At 70.4% G+C, this 26,776-nt stretch carries 25 protein-coding genes; 9 read left to right on the plus strand and 16 right to left on the minus strand.

Annotated elements, in window-relative coordinates:
- Positions 1–5: 5 nt before the first annotated feature.
- The 3 genes from EAO79_RS14735 to EAO79_RS14745 form a co-directional block, all read right to left on the minus strand.
- Positions 6–2,189 carry an ATP-dependent DNA helicase RecQ gene (locus EAO79_RS14735; RefSeq protein WP_124769417.1) on the minus strand — a complete coding sequence of 728 codons (2,184 nt, stop codon included), beginning with the start codon at positions 2,187–2,189 and terminating at the stop codon, positions 6–8.
- A gap of 91 nt (positions 2,190–2,280) precedes the next feature.
- Positions 2,281–2,763 (minus strand): VOC family protein, encoded by a 483-nt coding sequence (locus EAO79_RS14740; RefSeq protein ID WP_371413647.1) that lies wholly within the window; start codon positions 2,761–2,763, stop codon positions 2,281–2,283.
- Positions 2,764–2,795: 32 nt separating this feature from the next.
- On the minus strand, positions 2,796–3,776 hold the full coding sequence (locus EAO79_RS14745; protein WP_079706039.1) for a Ku protein: 981 nt from the start codon (positions 3,774–3,776) through the stop codon (positions 2,796–2,798).
- 111 nt (positions 3,777–3,887) lie between these two features.
- Here EAO79_RS14745 and EAO79_RS14750 point away from each other — a divergent pair, with 111 nt between their 5' ends.
- A complete protein-coding gene (locus EAO79_RS14750; RefSeq protein WP_124769418.1) occupies positions 3,888–6,332 on the plus strand; it encodes an ATP-dependent DNA ligase in 2,445 nt (814 codons plus the stop codon).
- A 27-nt stretch (positions 6,333–6,359) separates the two neighbouring features.
- On the opposite strand, the gene EAO79_RS14755 is transcribed toward EAO79_RS14750, so the two are convergent.
- A complete protein-coding gene (locus EAO79_RS14755; protein ID WP_124769419.1) occupies positions 6,360–7,094 on the minus strand; it encodes a response regulator transcription factor in 735 nt (244 codons plus the stop codon).
- A gap of 104 nt (positions 7,095–7,198) precedes the next feature.
- On the opposite strand from EAO79_RS14755, the gene EAO79_RS14760 reads away from it, so the two are divergent.
- Positions 7,199–8,413, plus strand: a complete 1,215-nt coding sequence (locus EAO79_RS14760) for a sensor histidine kinase (protein ID WP_124769420.1) — start codon at positions 7,199–7,201, stop codon at positions 8,411–8,413.
- A 6-nt stretch (positions 8,414–8,419) separates the two neighbouring features.
- Here the strand turns inward: EAO79_RS14760 and EAO79_RS14765 are convergent, their stop codons facing one another.
- Positions 8,420–9,469 carry an LLM class flavin-dependent oxidoreductase gene (locus EAO79_RS14765; protein WP_124769421.1) on the minus strand — a complete coding sequence of 350 codons (1,050 nt, stop codon included), beginning with the start codon at positions 9,467–9,469 and terminating at the stop codon, positions 8,420–8,422.
- A 197-nt stretch (positions 9,470–9,666) separates the two neighbouring features.
- On the opposite strand from EAO79_RS14765, the gene EAO79_RS14770 reads away from it, so the two are divergent.
- A complete protein-coding gene (locus EAO79_RS14770) occupies positions 9,667–10,128 on the plus strand; it encodes a DUF3817 domain-containing protein (protein ID WP_079706044.1) in 462 nt (153 codons plus the stop codon).
- 41 nt (positions 10,129–10,169) lie between these two features.
- On the opposite strand, the gene EAO79_RS14775 is transcribed toward EAO79_RS14770, so the two are convergent.
- Entirely contained in the window at positions 10,170–10,943 is a 774-nt protein-coding gene (locus EAO79_RS14775; protein WP_124769422.1) for an alpha/beta hydrolase, read from the minus strand.
- 160 nt (positions 10,944–11,103) lie between these two features.
- On the opposite strand from EAO79_RS14775, the gene EAO79_RS14780 reads away from it, so the two are divergent.
- Positions 11,104–12,102 carry an NAD(+)/NADH kinase gene (locus tag EAO79_RS14780; protein ID WP_236555474.1) on the plus strand — a complete coding sequence of 333 codons (999 nt, stop codon included), beginning with the start codon at positions 11,104–11,106 and terminating at the stop codon, positions 12,100–12,102.
- A 49-nt stretch (positions 12,103–12,151) separates the two neighbouring features.
- On the opposite strand, the gene EAO79_RS14785 is transcribed toward EAO79_RS14780, so the two are convergent.
- On the minus strand, positions 12,152–12,991 hold the full coding sequence (locus tag EAO79_RS14785) for a siderophore-interacting protein (protein WP_124769423.1): 840 nt from the start codon (positions 12,989–12,991) through the stop codon (positions 12,152–12,154).
- A 67-nt stretch (positions 12,992–13,058) separates the two neighbouring features.
- Here EAO79_RS14785 and EAO79_RS14790 point away from each other — a divergent pair, with 67 nt between their 5' ends.
- Positions 13,059–13,457 carry a hypothetical protein gene (locus tag EAO79_RS14790; protein ID WP_124769424.1) on the plus strand — a complete coding sequence of 133 codons (399 nt, stop codon included), beginning with the start codon at positions 13,059–13,061 and terminating at the stop codon, positions 13,455–13,457.
- 67 nt (positions 13,458–13,524) lie between these two features.
- Here the strand turns inward: EAO79_RS14790 and EAO79_RS14795 are convergent, their stop codons facing one another.
- The 4 genes from EAO79_RS14795 to EAO79_RS14810 all read right to left on the minus strand — a co-directional run bounded on the left by EAO79_RS14795 (position 13,525) and on the right by EAO79_RS14810 (position 17,315).
- Positions 13,525–14,040, minus strand: a complete 516-nt coding sequence (locus EAO79_RS14795) for a CarD family transcriptional regulator (RefSeq protein ID WP_064296128.1) — start codon at positions 14,038–14,040, stop codon at positions 13,525–13,527.
- A 65-nt stretch (positions 14,041–14,105) separates the two neighbouring features.
- Positions 14,106–14,831 (minus strand): TetR/AcrR family transcriptional regulator, encoded by a 726-nt coding sequence (locus tag EAO79_RS14800; RefSeq protein ID WP_124769425.1) that lies wholly within the window; start codon positions 14,829–14,831, stop codon positions 14,106–14,108.
- Positions 14,832–15,143: 312 nt separating this feature from the next.
- Entirely contained in the window at positions 15,144–16,418 is a 1,275-nt protein-coding gene (locus EAO79_RS14805; RefSeq protein WP_124769426.1) for an HNH endonuclease signature motif containing protein, read from the minus strand.
- A gap of 474 nt (positions 16,419–16,892) precedes the next feature.
- Complete coding sequence (locus EAO79_RS14810; protein ID WP_370281952.1) at positions 16,893–17,315, minus strand: VOC family protein; 423 nt, start codon at positions 17,313–17,315, stop codon at positions 16,893–16,895.
- Between the two features lie 139 nt (positions 17,316–17,454).
- Here EAO79_RS14810 and EAO79_RS14815 point away from each other — a divergent pair, with 139 nt between their 5' ends.
- Both EAO79_RS14815 and EAO79_RS14820 read left to right on the plus strand, forming a co-directional pair.
- The gene (locus tag EAO79_RS14815) at positions 17,455–18,687 is read left to right on the plus strand and encodes a glycosyltransferase (RefSeq protein ID WP_124769428.1); all 1,233 of its coding nucleotides are present in this window, start codon (positions 17,455–17,457) and stop codon (positions 18,685–18,687) included.
- On the plus strand, positions 18,684–19,451 hold the full coding sequence (locus tag EAO79_RS14820; protein WP_124769429.1) for a PIG-L deacetylase family protein: 768 nt from the start codon (positions 18,684–18,686) through the stop codon (positions 19,449–19,451). Before EAO79_RS14815 ends, EAO79_RS14820 begins: the two co-directional genes overlap by 4 nt.
- On the opposite strand, the gene EAO79_RS14825 is transcribed toward EAO79_RS14820, so the two are convergent.
- Together EAO79_RS14825 and EAO79_RS14830 are read right to left on the minus strand one after the other, a co-directional pair.
- Positions 19,448–20,671, minus strand: a complete 1,224-nt coding sequence (locus tag EAO79_RS14825) for an MFS transporter (RefSeq protein ID WP_079706054.1) — start codon at positions 20,669–20,671, stop codon at positions 19,448–19,450. The genes EAO79_RS14820 and EAO79_RS14825 overlap by 4 nt on opposite strands.
- A 21-nt stretch (positions 20,672–20,692) precedes the next feature.
- Positions 20,693–21,736, minus strand: coding sequence for an NAD(P)-dependent alcohol dehydrogenase (locus EAO79_RS14830; protein ID WP_064296121.1), 1,044 nt, complete (start codon positions 21,734–21,736; stop codon positions 20,693–20,695).
- 261 nt (positions 21,737–21,997) lie between these two features.
- Between EAO79_RS14830 and EAO79_RS14835 the strand changes: the two genes are divergently transcribed.
- Positions 21,998–22,318 carry a Fe-S cluster assembly protein HesB gene (locus EAO79_RS14835; RefSeq protein ID WP_124769430.1) on the plus strand — a complete coding sequence of 107 codons (321 nt, stop codon included), beginning with the start codon at positions 21,998–22,000 and terminating at the stop codon, positions 22,316–22,318.
- A gap of 64 nt (positions 22,319–22,382) precedes the next feature.
- On the opposite strand, the gene ligD is transcribed toward EAO79_RS14835, so the two are convergent.
- Complete coding sequence (gene ligD, locus EAO79_RS14840; protein ID WP_124769431.1) at positions 22,383–23,408, minus strand: non-homologous end-joining DNA ligase; 1,026 nt, start codon at positions 23,406–23,408, stop codon at positions 22,383–22,385.
- Positions 23,409–23,526: 118 nt separating this feature from the next.
- Here ligD and EAO79_RS14845 point away from each other — a divergent pair, with 118 nt between their 5' ends.
- The gene (locus EAO79_RS14845) at positions 23,527–24,075 is read left to right on the plus strand and encodes a dihydrofolate reductase family protein (RefSeq protein ID WP_124769432.1); all 549 of its coding nucleotides are present in this window, start codon (positions 23,527–23,529) and stop codon (positions 24,073–24,075) included.
- Positions 24,076–24,096: 21 nt separating this feature from the next.
- Here the strand turns inward: EAO79_RS14845 and EAO79_RS14850 are convergent, their stop codons facing one another.
- Together EAO79_RS14850 and EAO79_RS14855 are read right to left on the minus strand one after the other, a co-directional pair.
- On the minus strand, positions 24,097–25,578 hold the full coding sequence (locus EAO79_RS14850; RefSeq protein ID WP_241160898.1) for an MFS transporter: 1,482 nt from the start codon (positions 25,576–25,578) through the stop codon (positions 24,097–24,099).
- A gap of 173 nt (positions 25,579–25,751) precedes the next feature.
- Positions 25,752–26,684, minus strand: coding sequence for an alpha/beta fold hydrolase (locus tag EAO79_RS14855; RefSeq protein WP_124769433.1), 933 nt, complete (start codon positions 26,682–26,684; stop codon positions 25,752–25,754).
- Positions 26,685–26,776: the final 92 nt, after the last annotated feature.

Raw genomic sequence — 26,776 nt, forward strand, 5'->3', positions numbered from 1 at the left:
GGCGATCAGCCCACGATCCCGAGCGCGAACGGGAGGACCGGGCCGGATCCGGCGCGGCGGAGCGCGCGACCGGCGACGGTGAGCGTCCACCGACTGTCGGCCCGGTCGTCGACGAGCAGGACCGGCGCGCCCTCGAGCGCTGCGAGCTGCGCCCGGAGTTCGGATCCGACGGTGAAGGCGTCCCAGACGCCCGCCAGACGGTAGGCGCTGTTGCCGCCGGGACCACCGCGCGGGCCGTCGCCGACGAGGTCGAGCTCCCCGAGGTACGGCAGTCGCCCGAGCGACGCGATGCCCCTCGCCACCGAGTCGACGAGCTGCGGACGCGACCGTGACGGCACACTGACCACGGCGGCCGGCCGTTGCGTCCACGGCCAATCCGCCAGGACACGGACACTCGCGTCGATGACCGCGCGGGAGGCGGGAGCGTCGGGTGCACCCGCGGCGAAGAGCTCACGCAGCACACCACCCCAGCCGAGGTCGGTGAGCCGAGCGAGCGCACGCCCGGCCTCGAGGCGGTCGTCGAGCGCAATGCGTCCCTTCACCGCTGCGCCGTCGGCGGTGACGCCGAGGCGGTCGGCTCCCGTGGGCCACTGCGCCCGCGGTTCGAGCTCCACGCCGACCCGACCGAGCGCTTCCGACGCGGAGGCGGCCGCCGCACTGTCGAGTTCGGTGGGGAACCACGGCCCGGCGCAGCGGTCGCACCGGCCACAGGGCACCGCGCTCGCGTCGTCGAGCTCACGTTGCAGCACGAGCATCCTGCACTCGTCGCCCCGCTCGTAAGCCAGCATCGCCTGTTGCTCCGCCACCCTGGCCTCGGCGATCCGCCGGTACCGCTCCCGGTCGTAGACCCACGGCTGCCCGGTCGACACCCATCCCCCGGCCACCCGCTGCACCGCGCCGTCGACGTCGAGCACCTTGAGGAGGAGTTCGAGGGGTGTGCGACGCAGGTTGACGAGCGCCTCGAGCGCGGGCGTGGACCGCGGCTGACTGTCGAGTGCGTCGAGCACCGCGGTGGCCCGCGCTTCGTCCGGCATCGACGCGGTCGCGAAGTACTGCCAGATCTCCTCGTCCTCCGCCCCGGGCAGGAGCAGGACGTCGGCATGCTCGGTGGCGCGGCCGGCGCGACCAACCTGCTGGTAGTACGCGACCGGCGAGGACGGAGCGCCGAGATGCACGACGAACCCGAGGTCCGGTTTATCGAACCCCATGCCGAGCGCGCTCGTCGCGACCAGCGCCTTCAAGCGGTTCTCCTTGAGGAGCCGCTCCGACTCCTCGCGTTCATCGGGATCGGTCCGGCCCGTGTAGGCCCGGACCTCGTGACCGGCCTCGCGCAGCAGCCGCGCGGTGTCCTCCGCGGCGGACACCGTGAGCGTGTAGATGATGCCGGACCCGGTGAGCCCGCCGAGGTGGCTGAGCAGCCAGGTGAGGCGGTCCCGGGACTCCGGCAGCCGGAGCACGCCGAGCCGGAGGGACGCCCTCGCGAGCGAGCCGCGGATGGTGAGCACCTCGGCTCCGTGGGAGCCTGCGGCGCCGGGTGCGGTGAGCTGCTCGGCGATGTCGCGGACGACGCGTGCGTTGGCCGTCGCGGTGGTCGCCAGGACCGGGACCTCGGCCGGGAGGCGTCCGATCAGTTCGGCGAGCCGCCGGTAATCGGGTCGGAAGTCGTGTCCCCAGTCGGAGATGCAGTGCGCCTCGTCCACCACCAGCATGCCCGTGCGGTCCACGAGAGTCGGGAGCTGTTCATCGCGGAAGCGTGGATTGTTGAGCCGCTCGGGTGATACGAGCAGGACGTCGACCTCGTCGGCCTCCAGGCGCGCCCGGACGTCGTCCCATTCGTGTGCGTTCGCCGAGTTGATCGCCACAGCGCGCACGCCGGCGCGCTCGGCGGCCGCCACCTGGTCGCGCATGAGCGCCAGCAACGGCGAGACCAGCAGCGTCGGCCCGGCGCCCCGTCGGCGCAGGAGGGCGGTCGCGATGAAGTAGACGGCGGACTTGCCCCAACCGGTGCGCTGGACGACGAGCGCACGACGATGTTCGTCGACGAGCGCGAGGATCGCTTCGAGTTGACCGTCGTGGAACGTGGCCCCCGGAACGCCCGTGAGTGCGGCGAGCGCCGCCGTCGCCTCGGCGACCGATCCGGTGGGGGTCGGTTCGGGGTGGGCGGGGGTGGGCGCGCTGGGGTGGGACATGCGGCAAGTCTGTCAGGAGCTGCTGACGGTGGACTGCGTCGGCGTCTCGGAGGGGCGGTGTCCCGTCGGTTGGTCGGTTGTGGAGGAGCCGCTATCGACCGTCCGCTGCGGCGACGAGTTCGGCGATGACGAACTTGGTCTGCCCCATCATGCATTGCATGGCCCGTGCCGCGCGTTCCCGGTCGGGGTCGTTCTGCAGTTCGGCGAGGATGCCTGGCACGATCTGCCAGGACAGTCCCCAGCGGTCCTTGAGCCAGCCGCATTGGCTCGGGGCGCCGCCGTCGGCGATGAGGGCGTCCCAGAGCCGGTCGATCTCGTCCTGGGTGTCGGCTCTGACGGAGAAGGAGAACGCCTCGGTGAACGAGAAGATGGGCCCGGCGTTCATCGCGCTGACGGGGAGTCCCTCGAGCTCGAACTCGACGACCATCGCCTGGCCGGCCGGCATGGGTCCGCCCTCCGGGTAGCGGCTCACCGAGGTGATTCCGGAGTCGGGGAACAGTGACACGTAGAAGGTCGCCGCCTCCTCGGCTTGCGAGTCGTACCAGAGGAACGGGGTGACGCGGTGCTCCATCATGTCGTGCTCCCTCTCAGCCCGGGCGTCGTCGCTCAGGCGCTCTTCTTGCGTTTCGTCGCGGTCGACGGTTTCGACGCCGCGGTCTTGGCGGTAGCGGTCTTCGCGCCACTCGTCTTGGCGGTACCCGTCTTCGCGGTACCGGTCTTCGCCGAGCTGCTCGTCGCGGCGGGCTTGGCGGCGCCGGATCGCTTCGCTCCACTCGCCGTCTTCGCGCCGGTCGTGCCACGTTGCCGTTCGATGCTGCGTTGCAGCACCTCCATGAGGTCGATCGGCTCGGCGCCCGTGTCGTCGTCGGGTTCGGGCTGCTCGCCGAAGGTGGCGGCGGTGTCGAGTGCGTCGCCCTGCTCGAGTTTCGCGTCGATGAGCTTCCGGAGCTGTGCCTGGTATTCGTCGACGAACGCGTCCGGGCGGAAGCGGGACGAGAAGGACTCGACGAGCGCCTCCGACATCTCGAGTTCCTTGGCGGAGATGCGGACGCGTTCCTCGAGGGCCGGGAACCGCACCTCCCGGACCTCGTCCTCCCAGAGCAGTGTCTGCAGGAGGATGACGTCCTCGCGCACCCGGAGGGCACCGAGACGCGTCTTCTGGCGGAGGGCGAACCGCACGATGGCCGTGCGGTCGGTCTCCTCGAGCGTCCGCCGGAGGAGGACGTAGGCCTTCGACGAGGAGGAGTCCGGTTCGAGGAAGTAGCTGCGGTCGAACATGATCGGGTCGAGGTCGTCGCTCGGCACGAACTCGACGACCTCGATCTCCCGGCTGCGTTCCTCGGGGAGTGATGCCAGGTCGTCGGCGGTGAGGACCACCGTCTGCTCGCCGTCCTGGTAGGCCTTGTCGATGTGGTCGTAGCTGACGACCTTCCCGCAGACCTCGCACTTGCGCTGGTACCGGATGCGTCCGCCGTCGGCGTCGTGGACCTGGTGCAACGAGAGGTCGTGGTCCTCCGTGGCGCTGTACACCTTCACCGGGACGTTCACCAGGCCGAAGGTGACCGCACCCTTCCAGATCGCGCGCATGACCGCTCCCGTCCGCGGGCGGATCCGCCCGCGCTGTCGTGGTGACCAGTAGACACCCGGAACATCGTCAAGGGCTAGCCCTTGACGCCCCTGGGCGGCAGGCTGATCGGCATGGCGAGGACGAGCGGTGGCGGCGGGCAGACGCAGTGGGTCGACGTCGACGGACGCCGGATCCAACTCACCCATCTCGACAAGGTGCTGTACCCCGAGACCGGCACGACGAAGGCCGAGGTCCTCGCCTACTACGCCGCGGTCGCCGAACACCTGCTCCCGCACCTCGCCGATCGGCCGGTGACTCGGAAACGCTGGGTGCACGGCGTCGGCACGGCTGCGTCGCCGGAGTCGGGGTTCTTCCAGAAGGACCTGGGCGCCTCGGCTCCCGACTGGGTCCAACGGCTCCCCATCGAGCACAGCGATCACACGAACGAGTACCCGATCGTCGACGATCTCGCGACACTCACGTGGCTGGCGCAGCTGGGTGCGCTCGAGCTGCACGTGCCGCAGTGGCGGTTCGACCGATCCGGCGAGCGCCGACCGCCCGACCGTCTCGTCCTCGACCTCGATCCGGGTGAGGGGGTGTCCCTCGCCGAGTGCGCGGGGGTCGCGGGCCTGGCGCGGGCGGTGTTGGTGGACATGGGGTTGGATCCGGTTCCGCTCACGAGTGGGAGCAAGGGGATCCACCTGTACGCGGCGTTGGACGGTCGGCAGAGTTCCGCGGAGGTGTCGCTCGTGGCGCATGAGCTCGCGCGGGCGCTGGCCGCGGACGAGCCGGGCCTCGTGGTGAGCGAGATGTCGAAACAGCGACGCACGGGGAGGGTCTTCGTCGACTGGAGTCAGAACAACGGGTCGAAGACGACGATCGCGCCGTTCTCGTTGCGGGGTCGGTCACGGCCGACGGTGGCGGCTCCCCGCCGGTGGGAGGAGCTCGACGATCCTGGGCTGGCGCAGCTGGAGTTCCCTGCGGTGCTCGAGCGGCTGGCGGACGGTGAGGACCCGTTGCGGGTGCTCGGCGACCCGCGTCCGTCGATCACGATCCGCCCGTCGGAACACGAGGACCGGCTCGTGGAGTACCGGCGGAAGCGGGACGCGGAGCGGACGCCCGAGCCCGTCCCGGAAGGACCGCCGGCGCCTCCCGCTGCCGGGACGCCGCCCTCGTTCGTGATCCAGCGGCACGAGGCCAGGAAACTCCACCATGACTTCCGACTCGAGCACGACGGCGTGCTGGTGTCCTGGGCCCTGCCGAAGGGGGTGCCGACGGATCCGAGCAGCAACCATCTGGCGGTGCGCACGGAGGACCACCCCATCGAGTACGGCAGTTTCGAGGGCACGATCCCTGCTGGTGAGTACGGGGCCGGTGAGGTGACCATCTGGGACGCGGGCACCTACGAGCTGGAGAAGTGGCGCGACGACGAGGTCATCGGGACCCTGCACGGCCGGGCGGGAGGTGCGCTCGGCGGGCCGATGCGGTTCGCGCTCATCCGGACCGCGGGCGGGACGGGACGGGAGGCGCCGTCGTGGCTCATCCACCGGATGCGCGCCCCGGGCGACCCGCCGGCTCCCCCGGTCGCACGGCCTCGGGGGATCCCCACCCCCATGCTCGCGAGTGTCGCGGCACCCGGCGAGCTGGTCGACGACGGATCCTGGGCGTTCGAGATGAAGTGGGACGGCATCCGTGCGATCGCGAGCGTCGACGGCTCGACGGGGCGGGTGCGGTTGTCGAGCCGGAACGGCAAGGACCTCACGACGGCGTACCCGGAGGTGGTCGAGGAACTCGCGGCGTCGCTCGCCGGCCGTGCGGTCGTCCTCGACGGCGAGATCGTGGCGTCGGGTCCTGACGGCCGTCCCGACTTCTCGCTGCTGCAGCGTCGGATGCAGCTCACCGCGGAGCGGGACGTCGAACGGGAGCGCCGTCGGACGCCGGTCCGGCTGCTGCTGTTCGACCTGCTCGCGCTGGATGACACGGATCGGACGGAGCTGCCCTACCGGGAGCGTCGCGAACTGCTCGAGCGGACGATCGGATCCGGGACCGTCGTCCAGGTGCCACCGACGATCGACGGCTCGCTCGACGATGCGCTCGAGGTGAGTCGGGGGTTGCGGTTGGAGGGGGTGATGGCGAAGGAGCTCGACGGACGCTACCGCCCGGGTCGGCGCAGCAGCACCTGGGTCAAGTTCAAGCACGAACGCATGGAGGAGGTCGTCGTGGCCGGCTGGCGTCCCGGTCGGGGCGGGCGCTCGGGTGGGATCGGGTCGCTCCTGCTCGGGGTGCCGGGCTCGGACGGGTTGCTGCACTACGCGGGACGGGTCGGAAGCGGCTTCAGCGATCGGGAGTTGGCGGCGACCGCGCTCCGCTTCGAACGGCTGGGCCGGGCATCGACGGCCCTCGTGGGTGTCCCGCCGGCCGATGCGGCCGACGCCAACTGGGTGGAACCCGTCCTCATCGGGGAGGTCCGCTTCAGCGAGTGGACACCGGACGGACGGTTCAGGCATCCGGTCTGGCGTGGGTGGCGCCCCGATCGGACGGTGGACGACCTCGAAGCGCCGGACCGCGGACGCTGAGCCCGCGCATCCACCGTGGACGTCCCGTCAGGACAAGCGGCCGGATTCGGCGAGGAGGGCGAGGACGGCCGAGACCCGTGGGTTGCTCGAGGTGTCGTGCTCGATCCCGAGTGCGGCGTAGATCGCCGTGAGGTGGTTCTGGACGGACTTCTCCGCGATCCCGAGCCTGGTCGCGATCCCCGTGTTCGAACGACCGGTCGCGAGCAGCTGCAGCACGGCGTACTGCCGGTCGGTGAGCGACTCGAGACTCGATCCCGCCCTGGGCCGGGTCCGGTCGATGAGTTTGGGATCGAGCATCGTCTCGCCACGTGCGGAGACCCGGATGGCCTCGAGGAGGATCTCGCGCGTGAGCGACGAGGTCTTCGACAGGTAGCTCCACCCGTCGCGGACGTCCGCCGGCATCTCGAGCAGCATGTCCATGAGGTCGTAGGCGGACAGCAGGACGACACCGAGGCCGGGTTGCGCCCGGCGGAGGGAGACGCCGAGGCTCACCCCGTTGCCGTCGGGCAGCTCGATGTCCATGGTCAGCACGTCCACCGTTCCCGGGAGGAACAGCCTGCGGGCCTCGGCGACCGTACCGGCACGCCCGACGAACTCCACGCCTGGCGCCCCGTCGAGCAGCTCGGCGAGCATGCCGCCGAGCAGCGGCTGATCCTCGATCACCCCGACACGCAGCGGCCTGGTGGTCGCGGCGTCCGTCGTCGCGTCACCGACCGTGGACAGCTCGGCGGGCGAAGGGTCGGAGTGCGACTGGTGGTGCATGTTCCGAGTATCCCGGATCGACCGGGGAACGACCGAGGGGGAAGCTCCCGACCGACCGCACGTCGATGTCGGCGGTGGCGCGCACGGCAGGTCAGAATGGAGCCATGACCCAGGAGGCCCGGACCCCTCGCGCTGAGCGCTGGAGCGACAGCCGGGCGTTCATCACGGCCAGCGGCGCCATGGCCGCGGTCTTCGGACTCGCCGTGTCGTTCCAGAGCGTCTACATCTACACCTGGGTCGCCCCGGGCGGGACGCGTGGCATGCTCGCCGAACGGGTCACCGCGAACCTCGTCTCGTTGAGCGCGGCGATCCTCGTGCTCGCACTCCTGCTGTGGTCGAGGTGGGGGCCGTCGCTCCACGAATGGTGGCGCCCCAAGGTGCTCGCGGGCGTCCTCCTCGTGGCGATGCTGACGGGGCTGCTGCGCAGCGGACTCCAGCTCCTGCTGGGCGTGTACCGCGACCCGAGCCTGCAGACGGTCCTCGTCGAAGCCGGAACGACGACGCTCGCCCTGGCGGTCTGCGCGACGTTCGGGTTCAGCCTCAGTGCCGCCCGGCGACGCGCCCGCGAGGAGGAGCGCGCGCACGCCGATCAGCGACACCGGGCCGACCTCGCCCTCCAGTCCCTGCAGGGTGAGGAGCTGCGGGTGAAGCGGGAGGTCGCGGAAGGCCTGCACGGCACCCTGCAGCAGCACCTCGTCCTCATCAGCGCCCAGCTCGCATCCGTCACCACGGCCCTCGAGCAGGGCGGCCCGGACGTCGGGTCGGACGCGGCCAGGACCCTGCGGTCGCTCGGCGAGGAACTCCGCACCGTGCGCGAGCGCGACGTGCGCGAACTCAGCCGGCTCCTGTCACCGCCGCTGCTCGAGGTCGGGATCGCCCCGAGCATCCGCGCGATCCTGCAGCGGCTCCCCCCGTCGATCACCACCAGTCTCGACGTCTCTCCGGAATTCCGGCTGCTCGACGACCCGATCGACAACGTCTTCACGACCGCGGAGCGCGCGGTCGTCGTCCGCACGCTCGAGGAGGCCGTGACGAACGCACTGACCCACGGGGCGGCCGACCGACTCGTCGTGGACCTCCGGGTCTCGTCGCCCGCCACCGAGCGGCGAGGGACGATGGCGGGCACCGTCGAGCTGCGCGTCGTCGACAACGGCTCCGGTCTCCGCGAGGACGCCGAACCGTCCGGCGGCCTGCTGCAACTGGATCGACGGGCCGACGCGTTCGGCGGGTCCCTCAGGGTCGGCCCTGCAGCCGACGACGAGACCGGCGGCACCGTCCTGACCCTGACGATGCCCTACCGTGCGCCGGCCATCCGCTGAGCCGGATCAGGCGGTCGAGGTCTCGGTCAGCAGTTCACGGACGCGAGGGACGACCGCGGAGCCGTACAGACCGATGCTGTCCATGAGGTGCTCGTGCGACAGCGAACCGTTGCTGATCTTCAGATCCACGCGGGACAGCCCCAAGCCGTCGACCGCGGTCGCGACCTTCCGTGCGACCGTCTCGGGCGAACCGACGAACAGCGCACCCTCCGGGCCGGCCTCCTGCTCGAAGTGCCCGCGCGTCATCGGGCTCCAGCCCCGCTCGCGGCCGATCCGGTCCATCATCGCCCGGTAGTGCGGCCAGAGCTGCTCCTGCGCGAGCTCATCGGTCTCGGCGATGTGCGCGGGCGAGTGCATGCCGACGGGCTGGGTCGGCAGCTGGAACTGCGCGAGTGCGCGGTGGTAGAGGTCGACGAAGGGGGCGAACCGCAGCGGCCCACCACCGATCACGGCCAGCATCATCGGCAGGCCGTACCGAGCGGTCCGCACGACCGACTCGGGGCTTCCGCCGACACCGACCCACGCCTTCAGCTTCCCGTGCTCCACCCTGGGGTAGACCGACTGCTCCCGGAGCGGCGCGCGCGTCTTGCCCGACCAGGTGACCGGTTCCTGCTCGAGGAGGGCGACGAACAGCTCGAGCTTCTCCTCGAAGAGCTCCTCGTACTGCGACAGCTCGTACCCGAAGAGCGGGAACGACTCGGTGAAGGATCCGCGGCCCAGGATGGCCTCGGCCCGCCCTCCGGAGATGCCGTCGAGCGTCGCGAACCGCTGGTAGACGCGCACCGGGTCGTCGGAGCTCAGCACCGTGACCGCGGAACCGAGATGGATGCGCTCGGTGCGGGCCGCGATCGCCGCCAGCACGACCTCGGGAGACGAGACCGCGAAGTCCTCACGGTGGTGCTCCCCCACCCCGATGAAGTCGAGGCCGACCGCCTCAGCGTGGACGCCCTGCTCCACGACGTTGCGCAGGACCTGCGCCTGGGACAGTGGCGCGCCGTCGGCGTCGACCGTGACGTCACCGAAGGTGTCGATGCCGAACTCGAGAGGTGTGGTCATGGGGTTCTCCAACGTCGTGTGGCTCGCCGCGAGCCGTCACGGCGATTGTATGTGTTTGCATACATATCGGTGAACCCCGTCACTGCGACGGGTATTCCCGATCCACCCAGGGTGACAGAACCGGACGCCCGCTGGGAGCACCCTCTCAGCCGTCCCTGGCAAGCTGGAAGACCTGCACCCCGAGCCTTGGAGCCCCTGTGTCGCCGCGCCGCCTCTTCCGCCTGATCGCGATCGCCGAGGCGATCACCTGGACCCTGCTCATCATCGGGATGATCCTCAAGTACGTCACGAAGACGACCGACCTCGGCGTGAGCATCGGTGGCGCGCTGCACGGCTTCGTGTTCCTCGTGTACGGCGCGACGGTCCTGCTCATCGGGATCAACCAGCGCTGGCCCATCGGCACGATCCTCGTGGGCCTCGTGAGCGCCGTCGTCCCGTACGCGACCATCCCCTTCGACCTCTGGGCGGACCGCACCGGCCGACTCGACGGGGCGTGGCGCCGCGAGGCGGGCGCCGACCCGCGCGACCAGCGCGTGCTCGACCGCCTGACGCGCTGGCTCGTCCGACACCCGATCCTGCTCGTGGTCGTCGGCGGCCTCGTGGTCGTCGCCGTCTTCACGGCCCTGCTCGTCGTCGGGCCGCCGGTCCCGAAGGGCTGATCGTCAGGGTCCCTGCGGACCGCCGGGGCCAACCCCTACGCTCAGCCGAGCAGCTCGACCAGATCCCGCGTGATCTCGGAGCGGGCCTCATCGGCGGAGATCGTCGCCGTACCGTCGCCGGGCTGCACCCCGTAGTCACCGAAGCTCGCGTGGTTCGCCCCCTCGATCTCGATCATCGTCGCGTCAGCGGGCAACCGGACGCGCGCGTCGGCGACCTTCTCCGGGGTACTCAGTCCGTCGTCGCTCCCCGCGAGGCTCAGCACCTCGAGGGAGGAGCCGGAGAGGTCGTTCGCGCAGTAACTCCCGAACAGGACGAGACCCGTCACTGCGGGATCCTCCGCGAGCTGGCAGGCTCGCACCCCACCGAGTGAGTGGCCACCGACGAACCAGGTGTCGACGTCCGGGGCGGCGGCGGTGAACGTCTCCAGCGGCCGTTGGTCGAAGAACGCCAGGTTGAGCGTCGGCTTCGTGATGACCACGGTCACGCCGGCCTCCTCGACGACGCCGGACAGCTTGTGCAGGTAGGCGTACGGGTCGACCTTCGCCCCGGGGATGAAGACGAGACCGGTACCGGAGGCAGGACGCTCGGCGTCCGCGGTCGGGGCGAGGACCACGGCGTCGCCGACGTCGGTGACGGAGACCGCGGGGTCCTCCCACACCGCGAGTGCGGCGGGACGGGTGCCCTGCATGACGATCTGGGTCCAGACGACGAACCCGAGGACGACGACGAGCACCGCACAAAGGATTCCGATGAGGATCGGCTTCAGCCGCCCCGCCCGCCGTGGTCGGCCAGGGTGCTCGGTCACATCGCTCATGTCGTTCCTCCACGCTCGGCGCCCCGCGAGGATCACGGCGGACCGGCTCCCTCCAGTATCCCAAACCCGCTCCGGCGCGCGTCGGTCGCGAGCCACGCTGCTGCCCGCTGGGCGCTCGAGTCCCGGTCGCGCTGTCAGGCGATCGGCCTATGCTCGACGGGTGACCACCACTCGCACGAAGCACCCCACCGGGCCGTCGATGACGATCGGCCTCATCACGCACCCGACGAAGAACATCGACGACTCCGTCCGCATCCTCCGCTCATGGCAGCTCGAACACGGCGCGCGCCTCGTCGGACTCCGCGCCGAGGCCAACCGGCTCGGCGACGACGTCGAACTGCTCGACGAGGACGCCTTCGCGTCGTCGGTCGACGTCGCCGTGGCGATGGGCGGCGACGGCACGATGCTCGGGGCGATGCGGCTGCTCGCCGGCCGGTCCGCACCGGTGCTCGGCGTCAACTACGGCAACGTCGGCTTCCTCGTGGAGGTCGAACCGGCCGCACTCGCGGAGGCGCTCCAACGGGTCAGCGACAACGAGTTCTCCCTCGAACCGCACCACGGCCTCGAGGTGACGATCACCACCGGCGAGCAGGTCGCCCATCTCCTCGCCTTCAACGACGTCTCCATCGCCCGGCGCCCGGGAACCGGCGTGGTCATGGCCGACCTCGCCGTGGACGGCACCGCCTACGGGTACTTCAAAGCCGATGCGATCGTGATCGCCACCCCGACCGGATCGACCGCCTACAACTACGCGGCCGGCGGACCGGTGCTCTCCCCCGCCGTCGCCGCCACCGTCGTGACGCCGGTCGCCCCGATGTCGGGCATCGACCGCTCCTTCATCCTCGGGCCGGCGGAGCGCCTGCAGTTCTCGATCGGGACGGCGACCAAGCAGGCCGCCGTCGAGATCGACGGCCAGGTCCTCGCCGATGTTGCAAGTGGCGCGGTCGTGACCGTCCGGCTCGTGCGCGACGCAGCCAACGTCGTCCGTCTCGACCCGAGCCGGCACTCGCGCAAGGGCCGGATGAAACTCAGCCTGCTCGACCTCCCGTTGCGGCGCGATCAGCTGCTCGACCTCGTTCCACCGGACATCCGCGCGCGCGTCGAGCGTCCGTCGCGGGTCCGCCGGACGCGGAGCAAGCCGGCCGACCCCTCGCACTGAGTCCCGCGCCCGCCCGCAGCGCGGCGCCGGGGCGGGGCGGGGCGGAGCGTCACGACGTCGGCAGGACGACCCCGATCGGTTCGCGCTTCTCCGCCTGGAAGCGGTCCTCCGTGCGTCCGTAAGCCCAGTACCCGGACAGAGAGAGCTGGGAGCGGTCGAGCCCTCGTTGAGTGAGGAACACCTCGCGCAACGCCTTCATCGACTCCCGCTCGCCATGGGCGAAGACCTGCACGCGTCCGTCGGGCCACGGGTGTCCGCTGATGGCGGTCGCGAGGAGCGCGGCCGTCGATTCATCGCGGGCCGCACGGCCGACCCAGATCAGCTGCACCCCGGCCGGGTGGTCGAGGTCGACGAGGTCGTCCCGGCCACCGATCTCGAGGAACGCGAGCCCTTTCGCGTCCGCCGGGAGCGCCTCGAGGGCGGCGGCGATCGCGGGGATCGCCGACTCGTCGCCCGCGAAGAGGTGCCAGTCGGCGGTCGGGTCGGGTCGGTAGGCACCGCCGGGTCCGGCGAGCACGACGCGGTCTCCCGGCTGTGCGGCAGCGGCCCATGGGCCGGCGATCCCCTCATCGCCGTGCACCACGAAGTCGATGTCCATGGTGCCCGCCGCCTGGTCCACGCGTCGCACCGTGTAGGTGCGGGTGACCGGGAGGTCGGCGGGTGCCAGCGTCTCACGGAGCGCCGCGAGGTCGTACGGCGGCTCGAGGCCGAGTTCGGGCTTGGCGAAGGAGATCTTCACGTAGCTGTCGGTGGCGTCCTTGGGCTGGAAGTCGGCGAAGCCGGGACCGCCGAGGGTGAGGCGCACGAGGTGCGGTGTGACCCAGGAACTGCGGACCACCTCGAGGATGATCTGTGGACGTGGGGCTCGAGGTCGCGGTGTCGTCGTCATGATTGTCTCCATTCTGCCGCCCATCGGACGGTCTCGGCATCCCCGATCCCGCTGTCATACTTGAGGGATGGCTACGACCGCAGGCTGGTATCCGCACCCCGACGACCCGACGAAGGAACTCCACTTCGACGGCGAGACCTGGGGCGACTCGAGGGTGCTGCGGTTCCAGCGGGACAAGCCCTCGCAGGCCGAAGCCGCCGGCTGGTACCCGCACCCGACCGACGAGGAACGCCAGGTCCGCTTCGACGGACGAGCGTGGACGGACACGCGAGTGCTGCAGCTCAGCGGCGGCGCTTCCGGTGACGGTGGGCAGGCCCCGGTCTACGTGTCGCCCGCCGAACTGCCGGCACCGGAACGCGAGAGCCGTGCCTGGACGATCACCAAGGCCGCCCTGTCGTTCGGTCCCATCATCGCCATCGCGATCGTCGGCGTGCTGGCGATCGTGAGTGGCAACACCGGGGGCTGAGGGCACCCTCCACAACGACGAAGAGCGCCCCGCCGAACCGGCGGGGCGCTCTTCGTATTCACGGGTCCTACTTGGCTGCGACGGCCTCGGGGGTCGCGATCGACGAGGCGAGCACCTCGTCGAGGCCCGCGGACGCCTCTTCGTCGGTCATCGACTGCGCGAGCGCGAGTTCGGAGACGAGCACCTGGCGCGCCTTCTGGAGCATGCGCTTCTCGCCGGCCGACACGCCGCTGTCCTGGTCGCGACGCCACAGGTCGCGGACGACCTCGCCGACGCGGTGGACGTTGCCACTGGCCATCTTCTCCTGGTTGGCCTTGTACCGACGCGACCAGTTGCCGGGCTCCTCGACGAACGGCTCGCGGAGCACGCCGTAGACGGCCTGGACGCCGTCGTGGTCGATGACGTCGCGCACACCGACGAGGTCGGCGTTCGCGATCGGCAGCTTGATGGTGAGCTCGGACGTGTGCACGCGAAGCGTCATGACGTCCTGCTCGACACCCTTGATCGTCACCTTCGACAACTCGGTGATGGTGACCGCTCCGTGGTGCGGGTAGACCAGGGTCTCTCCAACGATGAACTGCATGGTTCCTCTTCTCTTCTCAGGTCGTCACCGGTACTCGCGCACCGGCGTCGTCGTGCTCCGGCGGTTCAGCGGCCGGATGGCTCAGGGGTCGGTGGTGGCGGTGACGCGCCGACGGGTCGTTCGTCGAGCAACCAGGCGGGCAGCAGGGCGACCAGGGCTTCGACCAGTTCGTCGTCCGAGACGTCGATGCGTCCGCGGCGCCAGCCGTCGACGAGGGAGAGCGTGCCACCGGCGACATAGGCGGAGACCAGGCCCGCCGGGATGCCGACCGGGACCTCGGTGCGCTCGAGCAGCGAGCCGATGAGGTGGTCGGCGTGCTCGCCGACGAGGTCGTCGAATGCGCTGCGGGCGACGGGGAGCTCGAGCACGCTCGAGTAGAGCGGTGCGTCTTCGAGGAGCTGGGCGACGAGGCGTCGGTAGGCTTCGCGGGCGCGCTCGGCGCTGCCCAGCGACTCCCCGGCGGGACGCACCGAGACACCGGACGCGGCAAGGCCGGCGAACTGCACCCGCAGGTAGGCCGCGGTGAGGTCGTCGAGGCTGGAGAAGTGGGCGTAGAACGAGCTGCGGCTGATGCCGGCGACCCGGACGATGTCGCCGACGGACACGCGTTCCGGCCGACCGGCGAGGATGGTGGCGACGGCGTCGAAGATCGTCTGCCTGGTGCGCTCGGCACGTGGGTCGCCCGTCACTCGGAGGACGGGAGCGAAGCGCTCGACACGCGACGGCGGAGCGGGACGTTCAGTGGTGGACTGCTCGACACCGAGGGCGGGAACTCCTGATGTGCGAGGCATTCCCACCAGTATACCACGACTTCTCGGACAGCTGTCCGAGACAGGTGTCGGCTCGGGGACCGAAGCGGTGCGGACAGACGTTTCCCGGTCACTGAGCTCGTCGAAGTGCCCACGAAGAACCCTTCGACAGGCTCAGGGACGAAACGTTCACGGTGAACTTCTTCCGGTCACTGAGCTTGTCGAAGTGCCCACGAGGACGCCTCATCGTCCCGGGCACACCGCTCCCGCTCACTGAGCTTGTCGAAGTGCCCACGAGGAACCCTTCGACACGTCGACAGGCTCAGTGTGGCGCAGCTCAGGGACCGGCGGGCGTCAGAACGGTGCGGGATCCGCTTCGGTCCGGTGGTGTTTGCCGTCGGGCGTTGTCCAGTCGAGCACCCCGCCGGGTCCGTGGTCGAGGTTCCATCCGGGCAGATGCTTCATCCGGTGGTGATGTCGACACAGGCAGGCGAGATTGCCGACATCTGTTGCGCCGCCGTCCTGCCAGGCGACCGAATGGTCGAGATCGCAGGCTCTGGCGCGTCTCCCGCAGCCGGGTGCCCGACAGGTGCCGTCTCGAAGTCGCACCGCTCGTTGGAGGTCAGCGGGAACCCGGTACTGGTTCCGTCCGACGGAGAGCATCGTACCCGTTTCCGGTTGGACGAGGATCCGGGTGAAGCTGGGCGCATTGACCGCGATACGTGCGGCGGTCTCCGGGTCGATGGGGCCGTAGCCGTCGAGGGTGGCCGGGGCGTCGCTGACACCGGCCATGCTCAGCGCCGGGACGGTGATCTGCACGGTGGGCTTGATGTGCTCCTGCACTTCGATCGGGTGTGGGAGCACTGGGCTCGACATGACGTCGTCCGGGGTCACTCCGGTGAGCGCGAGCGCCGCGAGGGCATCGGCCTGCAGCTGAGCGCACGTGCGGGTGTCACCGGCCTTGCGCGATTCCGCGGCAGCCGCCTCGATCCGCTCGATGATGCCTTGCGCGATGGGTGCGGTGGTGAAGAGGTGCACCCATGCCATGCCGTCGGCTGCGGGTTCGAACTCGACCCGGCGGTCAGCCTCGGAGCGGACGGCGCGGGCGGTGATGGATTCGGGGTGGAGACGCTCCCGCAGGACGCGGGCTCGGTTCTTGAGGCCTGCGGCGGTCATGCGCTCCGCCTCTGGCAGGACCTGGTCGAGAAACGCTGCCCGTCCCGCGGTCGGGACGTCGCAGAGCTGGTCGGTGATCACCTGCGCATGCCGCGCCGAGATCCGGCCAGCCTCCAGCGACGCCAGCACGGCTGGCGCGTCGTTGATGAGACGTTCGGCATCGTTGGTCGCACGCTGGATCGTCCGCTCCGGCGTCCGGGTCGCCATCGCGAGGGCCGCGCAGGTGGAGCAGCGTGAGAGCGCCTGACGCTCGGCCGGCGGGAAGATCGCCGGGACCGTGGCGTCCGCGAACGCGTCGGCGTAGGCGGCGGAACGGGCCAGGAGGCACGCCTTCCGCGCGTCCAGGACGGCCTGCTGCCGGTGGAGCTCCGCCCACTCGTCCGAGAATTCAGCCAGCTGCGCGGCGTACTCGTCGCCAGCGCGGATCGCGGCGGCGGGGGTGGTCTCGGTCATGGAACAAGTTCACCATGGACCACTGACATTCCAGATGGTAAGCGGTTCCGGTTGTGGAAGTCCCTCGTGTGCCCTTCGACAGGCTCAGGGACCGGAAGAGGTTACTCAGGGACCGGGAAAGGATCACCGGAGCAGGAGGTCGCTCGTGTGCCCTTCGACAGGCTCAGGGACCGGAAGAGGTTACTCAGGGACCGGGAGAGGATCACCGGAGCAGGAGGTTGCTCGTGAGCCCTTCGACAGTGTCAGGGACCGAAAGAGAGATACCGGCTTCGCGGGGTCTCTGGCGCGCCCTTCGACAGGCTCAGGGACCGGAGAGGGTTGCTCGGCGAACGGAGTGAATGCGAGTGCACCTCTCCCGGTCACTGAGCCTGTCGAAGTGGCTACGCGAGCCCTTCGACAAGCTCAGGGACCGGGAGAAGATCACCGGAACGGGAGGTCCCTCGCCGGGCGTGTCCAGGTGGAAGTGTTTCCCGGCTACGCGGCTGCCGGGGCGGCGATGTTCACCATCCAAGCGACCCCGAAGCGGTCCTGCAGCATGCCGAAGCTGTCACCCCAGGGCGCCACCGTGAGTGGCTGCTGAACCGTCCCTCCGGCTGCAAGGCTGTCGAAGTAGCCGGTCAGTTGCGCTTCGTCCTCGTTCGGCCCGCTCAGCGACATCGAGAAGTCGCTGCCCCTGCTGTAGTCCATGTGCTTCGGGGTGTCCGACGCCATGAAGACCACACCAGCATCACCCGTGAGCTGGGCGTGCATGACCAGATCCAGCTCGTCCGGTTCGACCTCGGCACCGAAGTCACGGAAGGTCGAGAGCAGCAGCTCGCCGCCGAAGACCCCCTGATAGAACTCCATCGCCTCGCGGGCTGTCCCGCGGAAGCCGAGGTACGGGTTGAGCGTCGTCATGATCGTCCCTTTCGCCTGGGCGGGCGCATCGTCGCGCTCGTCTCGCGATCATTCTCACGCTCCGGCGTCGGATGCGCGAGCACGTTCCGGTGTCTCCGTCACGAGGGGCCGGGACGCCCACGGCTACTAGGCTCGTCTGGTGCCCTCGCAACCCCAGCCCCTCCGCATCGCGATGATCTCGCTCCACACCAGTCCCGGTGACGAGCCGGGTTCCGGTGATGCCGGCGGGATGAACGTCGTGGTCCGTCATCAGGCCGTCGCGATGGGCGCAGCGGGCCACGAGGTCGACGTCATCACCCGGCGGTCTTCGGCCGACCAGCCGTCCGTCGCCTCCCTCGCCCCCGGCGTGACCCTGCGCTTCCTCGACGCCGGTCCCGTCGAGCCGGTCGCGAAGGGTCGGCATGAGGAATTCGTCGAGGACTTCCGCTCGGAACTCGCCCGACTGCCGCGATACGACGTCCTGCACGCCCACCACTGGTTCTCCGGCATGGCCGCACTCCCCCTCGCGCGGGAGCTGGGGATCCCGCACGTGCAGAGCTTCCACAGCATCGCCGCCGAGTCCACCACGCCGCTCTCGCACGGCGAGCGCGCCGAGTCCCCCGGGCGCCTGGCCGGCGAGGCACGGCTCGCCGCGGAGTCGGACGCAGTCGTCGCGATCAGCGCGGCCGAGGCCGACACCGCGATCACCCGGCTCGGAGCCCGCCCCGATCGGGTGTCGATCGTGCCACCCGGTGTCGACGGGACGCTGTTCCACCCGCTCGACGGTCCTCGTGCAGGTCGTCCGACCGCGGTGGTCGCCGGTCGCCTGCACCCGCTGAAGGGCTTCGACCTCGCCATCGAGACCATCGCCGCGGTCGCGCCCGAGCTCCGCCCCGAACTCGTCATCGCCGGGGACGTCTCGGTCGACTACGACCGCTACGCCGAGGAACTCGCCGCCCTCGCCCGCGACCTCGGCGTCGCCGACGACGTCCGATTCGTCGGGCCGCAGTCGCGCGTCGGGCTCGCCACGCTGTTCCGCGAGAGCACGCTCGTGCTCGTCCCCTCCCATTCGGAGACGTACGGTCTCGTCGCACTGGAAGCCGCGGCGAGCGGAGTGCCCACCGTCGTGGCGGCCTCGGGCGGCTTGCGGGAGGCCGTCGTCGACGGTGAGACGGGCATCGTCATCGACTCCCGTGACCCGCAGGTCTGGGGCGCCGCGGTCTCGTCCATCCTCGGCGACCCGGAGCGGCTCGCGCAGCTCGGTTCGGCAGCGCGACGTCGGGCAGAGCGGTTCGACTGGCAGCGCTCGGGAGACGCCCTCGTCGACGTCTACCGGACCCTGCTCGACACCACTCCGGCCGCCGCCACCGCTCCGGCGACCTCCGTCTCGTGAACCGCGGACTCCTCCCGCTCGTCGACAGCGGGCGCACCGTCCTGTTCGCACACGCGCACCCCGACGACGAGACGCTCGCCTCGGGTGCGCTCATCGCCGAGCTCGTCGACAAGGGGGCTCGCGTCGTCCTCGTGACGGCCACGCGAGGCGAGCGCGGCGAGGTCGTCGACGGCCCGCTCCGGTCCCTCGCCGGCTCCGCTGCACTCGCGTCCCACCGCGAATCGGAGCTCGCCGCCGCCTGCCGGACGCTCGGCGTGGCCGAGCAGTTCTGGTTGGGGACGGGTCCGGCGGCCCGGCCGGGGACGTCGACGCGGTACGTGGACTCTGGCATGCGGTGGGTGCGCGAGGGACTCGCCGGCCCCGCTGACGACGTCTCCCCCGGCGCGTTCTCACTCGCTCCGCTCGACTTCGTCGCCGACGACCTCGTCGCGCTCATCGGACACGTCTCGCCGGACCTGGTGATCAGCTACGACCACGGTGGCGGGTACGGGCACCCTGACCACCTCCGCATGCACGAGGCCGCGATCGTCGCGGCGCGGAGGAGCGGGGTGCCGTTCGCGGAACTCGTGCACCACCGCACCGACCTGGAACCGTTGGGCGACGACGCCGTGTGGTTCCCACTCGATCACCGCCTCCCGATCGTCGCCGCGGCACTCGCGGAACACGCCAGCCAGCTGACGGTCGACGGCGAGCAGCTCGTGCACTCCGGCGGTCAGCGCGAGGGCATCACCACCTCGGTGGGTCTGCGACTCCGGTCCCGCTAGGTGGTCGCCGGCTGGTTCCGGTGCTCCCGCGGCATGCGGGCCGCGAGCACGGGGACGAGCAGCATGAGCACGACCGCGGAACCGAAGGCCGCGGGGAACGAGAAGGCGTCGAGCAGTGCGCCGGCGACCAGCGGGCCGACGATGGCGCCGAGATCGGACGTCGCCTGGAAGACCGCGACGGCCCGGCCTCCCCGACCACCAGCGGCGTCTCCGACGGCCGCCGCCGGAGCGGTCCCGAGAAAGGCCGCCGCGACACCGTAGACGCACAGGGCGACGACCAGCAGCCAGAGCTCGCCGACGAACGGCATGGCGAGGAGCGCCCCCGCCGCGACCGGGAAGGCGACGAGCATCGCGGGTCGCCGTCCGACGGTGTCGACGAAGCGACCGGCGGGACCGAGCGCGAGCGTCTGCGCGACAGCGGCGATCGCGAAGGCGATCCCGGTCCAGGCGGCCTCCTCGTGGAGCGCCTCCACCACGAGGACCGGCACGAGTGCGCCACGGACGCCCATCGACGCCCATCCGTTCGCGAAGTTCGCGAGGAGCGCCGCCTGGTACCGGCGATCGGCGAGGACGGTGCGGAACGGCTCGGCCTGCGTGGCGGTCTCGACCGGCGCGGCGATCCGGCTGCCGCGCAGCATCACGAGTCCGAGGACGCCGGCGACCGCGAGGGTCCCGGCGTAGAAGAAGAAAGGTGCTGTGAGCGAGATGGTCGCGAGCAGGCCACCGACGGCCGGTCCGGCCATGCCGCCGACGAGGAACCCGCCCTGGTAGAACCCGACCGCCCGCCCACGACGGTGCGGTGGGGTGGTGCGCAGCAGCAGCGTCATCGCGGCGACGGAGAACATCGCCGACCCGATCCCGCCGACCCCGCGGAGCAGGAGCAGCTGCGGATAGTCCGCCGCGAGCCCGACGAGCGCGCTCGACACCGCGACGATCCCGATGCCGGTGGCCAGCACCACCCGCTCGCCGATCCGATCGACGAGCGCACCCACGAACGGGTTCGCGATGAGCCGCATGAGCGCGAAGACCGAAACGACCGCCCCGACCTCGAGGTAGCCGACGCCGAAACTCCGCACGTACACGGGCAGGACCGGGATCACGACACCGAACCCGAGCATCACGAAGAACGCGACACCGCCGAGGACGAGGACCTCGCGGCCGAGGGGCTCACGAGGAACGGCTCCCGCTCCGCCTGGACGACGGAACGGGAGCCGGATCATGCTCTCAGGGTATCGGTGCGATCAGCCGATCGTCGCCGTGTCGATGACGAAGCGGTAGCGGACGTCGCTGCGGACCACGCGGTCGTAGGCGCCCTCGACCTCGTCGGCACCGATGAGCTCGATCTGCGAGCCGATGCCGTGCTCGGCGCAGAAGTCGAGCATCTCCTGCGTCTCGCGGATGCCGCCGATGTTCGAGCCGGCGAGCGAGCGGCGGCCACCGACGAGCGAGAACACCCGGAACTGCTGCGTGTTCTCGGGCAGTCCGACGAAGACCATCGAGCCGTTGAGCTTGAGCGTCGACAGGTAGGCGTCGATGTCGAGGTCGGCGGAGACCGTGTTGATGATGAGGTCGAAGCGTCCGCGGAGCGACTTCAGGGTGCCCTCTTCACCGGTCGCGTAGTAGTGGTCGGCCCCGAAGCGCTTGCCGTCCTCCTCCTTCGAGGTCGTCTGGCTGAGCACGGTCACCTCTGCGCCGAGGGCGTGGGCGATCTTGACGCCCATGTGACCGAGGCCACCCATCCCGACGATGGCGACCTGCTTGCCGGGACCGGCGCCCCAGTGCTTCAACGGCGAGTAGGTGGTGATGCCGGCGCACAGCAGGGGTGCCGCGACGTCGAGCTCGATGCCCTCGGGGATGCTCAGCACATAGTTCTCGTCGGCGACGATCTGCTTGCTGTAGCCGCCGTACGTGGGCTCGCCGTCGTACTCACGGCCGTTGTAGGTGGCGACGTTGCCCTTCAGGCAGAACTGCTCCTCGCCGGCGAGGCAGTTCTCGCACTCGCGGCAGGAGTCGACGAAGCAGCCGATGCCGACGCGGTCGCCGACCTGGTGCTTGGTGACCGCGTCGCCCACCTCGGTGACGATGCCGGCGATCTCGTGGCCGGGGACCATCGGGAAGATGGCCTTGCCCCATTCCTCGCGGGCCTGGTGGATGTCGCTGTGACAGATGCCGGCGTAGTGGACGTCGATGACGACGTCGTTGGCGCGCGGCGCACGGCGCTCGATGGTGCCGACCTCGAAAGGCGCGTCGGCGGTGGGCTTGATGATGGCGGCGACGGTGGTCATAGGACTCCTCGGGCTGGGGGTGTTGGGGGTGCCGTGGGGCGGGATGCACGCGCCGGACAGCACGTTCGACGCTAGCAGCCCACTCCACCGGACGAACCCCCAAGGGACGATCACCCGAGCTGTGCTACGAGCGGCGCGGAGGTGTGAATCCCTGCAGAGTTGCTTGGCAGTTCCCGCAGAGGATCGGCCTCAGGGTGGCATCCTGCCCCGAACCCGAGCAAGGTGGGGAACTCGTATTCGCGAACGGAACGGAGAACACACATGCTCACCCTGACCGAGAACGCCGGCCGAGTCGTCAAGACCCTCGCCGAGAACGCACCACTCACCCCGGGACTGGTCGTCCCGGACGACGCGTCGTCGCTCACGCACGGCGCCGGACTGCGCATCAGCAGCAGCTCCGACGACAACAACTTCGAAGTCACCATGACGGCGACACCGCACGAGGCCGACCAGGTCATCGAGAGCGCCGGAGCCACCGTCTTCCTCGAGGAGACCGCAGCCGTCGCCCTGAGCGACGCGGTCCTCGATGCGCAGATCGACGAGCAGGGCGGCGTCCGCTTCGCCCTCGGCAAGGCCGAATAGCGCCCTGATTCAGCAGAACGCCCGGTGATCCACGATCACCGGGCGTTCGTGTGTCCGCGCGGGCTCAGTCCTCGGAGTGTCTGGCGCGACTCGGCTGCACCCGCGGCGGCTCGCCCGGCATCTTCGGGAAGTCGGGAGGGAACGGGAGCTCGCCCAGTCCCTGCTCGAGGTCCCGCTCCCACCACTGCAGGAGGACGTCGATGCGCCCAGCGGTGTCGTGCATGCCGGCCCACGGGTCTCCGGTGGTCCGGAGTCGCTCCGGGACGGTCCGCACCGTGAAGGCGCCCGGATCGATCTCGGGGAGTTCGTCCCAGGTCACGGGGCACGAGACGGTCGCCGAGGCCAGCGCACGAGGGCTGTAGGCGCCGGCCATCGTCCGGTCGCGGTTCGCCTGGTTGTAGTCGACGAAGATGCGTTCACCGCGCTCCTCCTTCCACCACGAGGTCGTGACGCGGTCGGGATCCCGTCGCTCCAGTTCCCGAGCCGCCGCGATCACGGCGTGCCTGACGTCGAGGAACTCGTGCTCCGGCACGATGGGCGCGAACACGTGGACACCTCGGTTGCCGGAGGTCTTCACGAACCCGGTCAGTCCGACCTCCGTCAGCAGCTCCCGCAGCGAGCCCGCAACGCGCACGGCGTCGGCGAAGTCGGTCCCCGGCTGCGGGTCGAGGTCGATCCGCAGTTCGTCGGGATGGTCGGTGTCCGATGCCCGTGACGGCCACGGATGGAACACGACCGTGTTCATCTGCGCGGCCCAGACGACCGCAGCGGCCTCGTCGAGGACGAGTTGCGGATGCCGCCGGCCACTCGGATACACGACGTCGACCGCCCGGACGTACTCGGGTGCTCCTTTCGGCGGGTTCTTCGAGAAGAACCATTCACCGTCCACACCGCCCGGGAACCGCTGGAGGGACACCGGGCGGTCGCCGTTGGCGGCGAGGAAGGCCGGCGCGACCTCGATGAGGTATTCCGCGAGCTCCCGCTTCGTGACACCGGACTCCTCCCAGAGCACGCGGTCGGGACTGGAGAGACGCACCTCGCGGTCGCCGTGCGGTCCGGGGACGGTGAGGACGATCGCGGTGCTGGCCATGTCGGACACCGTACGCGCCCTACCCGGCGTGGTCACGAGGGTGGTGCTCGTCGCCGCAGCGGAGTAGAACGAGACCTGTCCATCGAACCCGCCGTCACCACCCTGCCGAGGAGCCACCATGCGCGAGGTCCACGCCTCACTCTTCCAATCCGTCGACGGCGTCGTCGAGTCGCCCGATCAGTGGCAGTTCGACCACTTCGACGCCGACATGGGCGCCATGATGACCGAGGCGATCGCTCCGATCGACGACGTCCTGCTCGGCCGCGTGAGCTACGAGCAGTGGAGCGGGTTCTGGCCGACGGTCGGCGACGACGATCCGTTCGGCTCCTTCATCAACCCCGTCCGGAAGCACGTCGCATCACGCACTCTGGCGGGCCCGTTGTCCTGGGAGAACGCGACGCTCATCCCCGGCACGCTCGAGTCCTTCGTCGACGAGCTCAAGCAGCAGGAGGGCGGGCGCATCGCGGTGCAGGCGAGCATCTCCGTGGTGCGGCAGCTCCTCTTCGCCGGTCTGCTCGACCGGCTCACCCTCATGATCCACCCCGTCGTCGCCGGTGCCGGGCGTCATCTGTTCGAACCGAGCGACCCGGTGACACGCCTGGAGCTCGTCCACTCGGTGCGGACGAGCTCCGGCAACGTGCTCTCGACGTACGCTCCCCGCGCCTAGGCGGGTCGCCGCACGGCCGACTCAGCCCAGGTGGACGGCCTGCTGGTCGCCCGAGGGCAGGAGGTCCTCCTTGCGACCGCGGATGCAGACGATGGCGATGACGCTCGCGATCACGAGGCCGACCGCGGCCGCGATGAACGCCGCCGAGTAGCCCTGGGTGAACGCCACGAGCTGCGACGCCTGATCGGTGACCGTCGCCTGGTCGGTGACACTCGCGTAGACCGTGGTGAAGACCGACAGGCCGATCGACCCACCGATCTGCATGGAGGCGTTCGCCGTGGCGGAGGCCGCACCGGCGTCGTGCGGGGCGACACCCGTCAGCGCGAGGTTCTGCATCGGGACGAAGATCATCGCCATGCCGATCCCGAGCACGAGGAGCGCCGGCAGCACCTGGACGAAGTAGTCGCCGTCGGCCGTGATGCGGCTGAGGTACACGAGGGCGGCCGCCGCGATGAGCGGACCGATGATGAGCAGCGGGCGCGGGCCGATGGCCGGCAGGAGCTTCGTGGCGATCGGGGCGACGATCATGATCGCGACGGTCATCGGGAGGGTCGCGATGCCGGCCTCGAGCGGCGGGAAGCCGAGCACGATCTGCAGGTGGAACGTCAGGTAGAGCAGGGCCCCGATCATGACGCTGCCGACGATCATCTGCATGAGGAAGGCACCGCCGCGGACCCGGTCCGCCACGATGCGCAGCGGGAGCAGGGGCTGCGCGACACGCATCTCGATGAAGACGAAGAGGGAGAGGAGTCCCGCACCGAGCGCGAGGAAGCCGATGGTGTCGGCGCTGCCCCAGCCGCCCTCGGCGAGCGTGAAGCCGTAGACGAGGGCGCCGAGGCCCAGGATGACCGTGATCGCGCCGAGCCAGTCGTAGCGGTTGTCGCCCTCGGCCTTGCTCTCGGTCACGAGGATGAGGCCGGCGATGAGTCCGACGATCACGAACGGCACGTTGACGAGGAGGCACCAGCGCCAATCGACGAACTCGGTGAGCACGCCGCCGAGGATGAGGCCGACGGCCGCTCCCGCACCGGCGACGGTGCCGAAGACGGCGAAGGCCGTGTTGCGGTCGCGTCCGTGGGAGAAGGTGACGGTGAGGAGCGCGAGTGCGGCGGGTGCCATGAGCGCTGCGAACACACCCTGCAGGCCGCGGGCGATGATGAGCTCGGTCCCGCTCTGGGCGAACCCGCCGAAGGCCGATGCGGCGCCGAAGCCGACCATGCCGACCAGGTAGGTGCGCTTCCGGCCCCAGTAGTCGGCGATGCGGCCACCGAGCAGCAGCAGGGCGCCGAACGCGAGGGCGTAGGCCGTGACGACCCACTGACGCTGCGTGTCGGACAGCTCGAGCTCCTGCTGGGCTGCCGGAAGGGCGATGTTCACGATCGTGCCGTCGAGGACGACGATGAGCTGCGTCATCGCGAGGACGACGAGGACCCACCAGCGGCGGGCCGGGGAACCGGACGGTGCTTTGGTGGGATGCGATGCGGTGGCTGCGGATGCAGACAAGGAGGACCTCCGTGCGAGGGGTGGGGGTGCTGGGGGTTTCCAGCCCCAGATCGATGCTCGGCACACGGCGCGAGTGCAGCACGGTGCGGACGATCAACCACCCCAACCACGAAGTCGGGCAGAGGACCAGGATAGCGGATGCCGACGTCGCTGCACCCGTGAGGCCACGCGGATCACTCGGAGGTGACGAGCTCCAGGACGGCCTCCGGGTGTTCCACCGCCGCGAAGTGCCCGGTCGCCGGCAGTGTGCGCAGTCGGAGGTCCGGGACGAGGGCGGTGAGGACGGCTGTGTCGTCGGGCCCGATGAAGACGTCACGGTCGCCCATCATGCCGCGGACGGGACACCGCACGCCGCGCCAGACGTGCAGGTCGTAGGCGGCGGCCGCGCGGGCAGCCAGGAGGAACGACGCCGGCCGGACGTCGGCTGCGAGCGCGTCGACGACCGACCGGTCGAGGTCCCGGCGTCGTCCGAACAGCGGCGACATGAGCGGTGCGAGCAGGCCGATCCGGTTCAGCGCGCGGACGAGTCCCGGCCCGCGTTCGCCGAGTGCCTGCAGCACGCGCATGCCGAGGAGCATGCCCGCGAACCACGGGAGCCGGGCGCCGCCACCGACCGGCTGGCGGATCGCCTCGACGACTCCGATCCCCGTCGGCGAGACGAGGTCGACCCGGATCGTCGCCTCGGGCTCGCGGACGGCGAGGTCGAGCGCGACGAACCCGCCGAGCGAGTGCCCGACGACGCGCCAGGACCGGTAGCCGAGCGAGCGAGCGACGGTCGCGACGGCTGCGGAGAGGTCTCCGACCGTCACCGGGTCGGCGGTGGGCAGAGCCGACTCGCCCCACCCCGGGAGGTCCACGGCGATGACGTCGTCGACGACCGCGCCCCGCTCGTCGTCGGCACGGAGGAGGGGTGACCACGTGGTCCAGGAGCCGGCGGCGCCGTGCAGCAGGATCATGGCCGGTCCGCCCGCTTCGCGACCCGCCCGGACGGTGACCGGTCCGATGTCGGTGTCCACCGTGACGCGTCGCAGGCCGAGCGCGGTCGCGTCGGCGGTGATCACGGAGGGGTCGTCCGGCGGGGCAGGACGCGAGGAGTTCACGGGCATGCGTGTCATTCGGAAACGAGGTACCGCTCGGATCGGTGCTCGATCGACGACGCCGGTCCCCCGGTGCGGCGCGCAACCCCCCTTCCGGTCGG

It is taken from the genome of Plantibacter sp. PA-3-X8 (genome assembly GCF_003856975.1).
GTDB classification, from domain to species: domain Bacteria; phylum Actinomycetota; class Actinomycetes; order Actinomycetales; family Microbacteriaceae; genus Plantibacter; species Plantibacter auratus.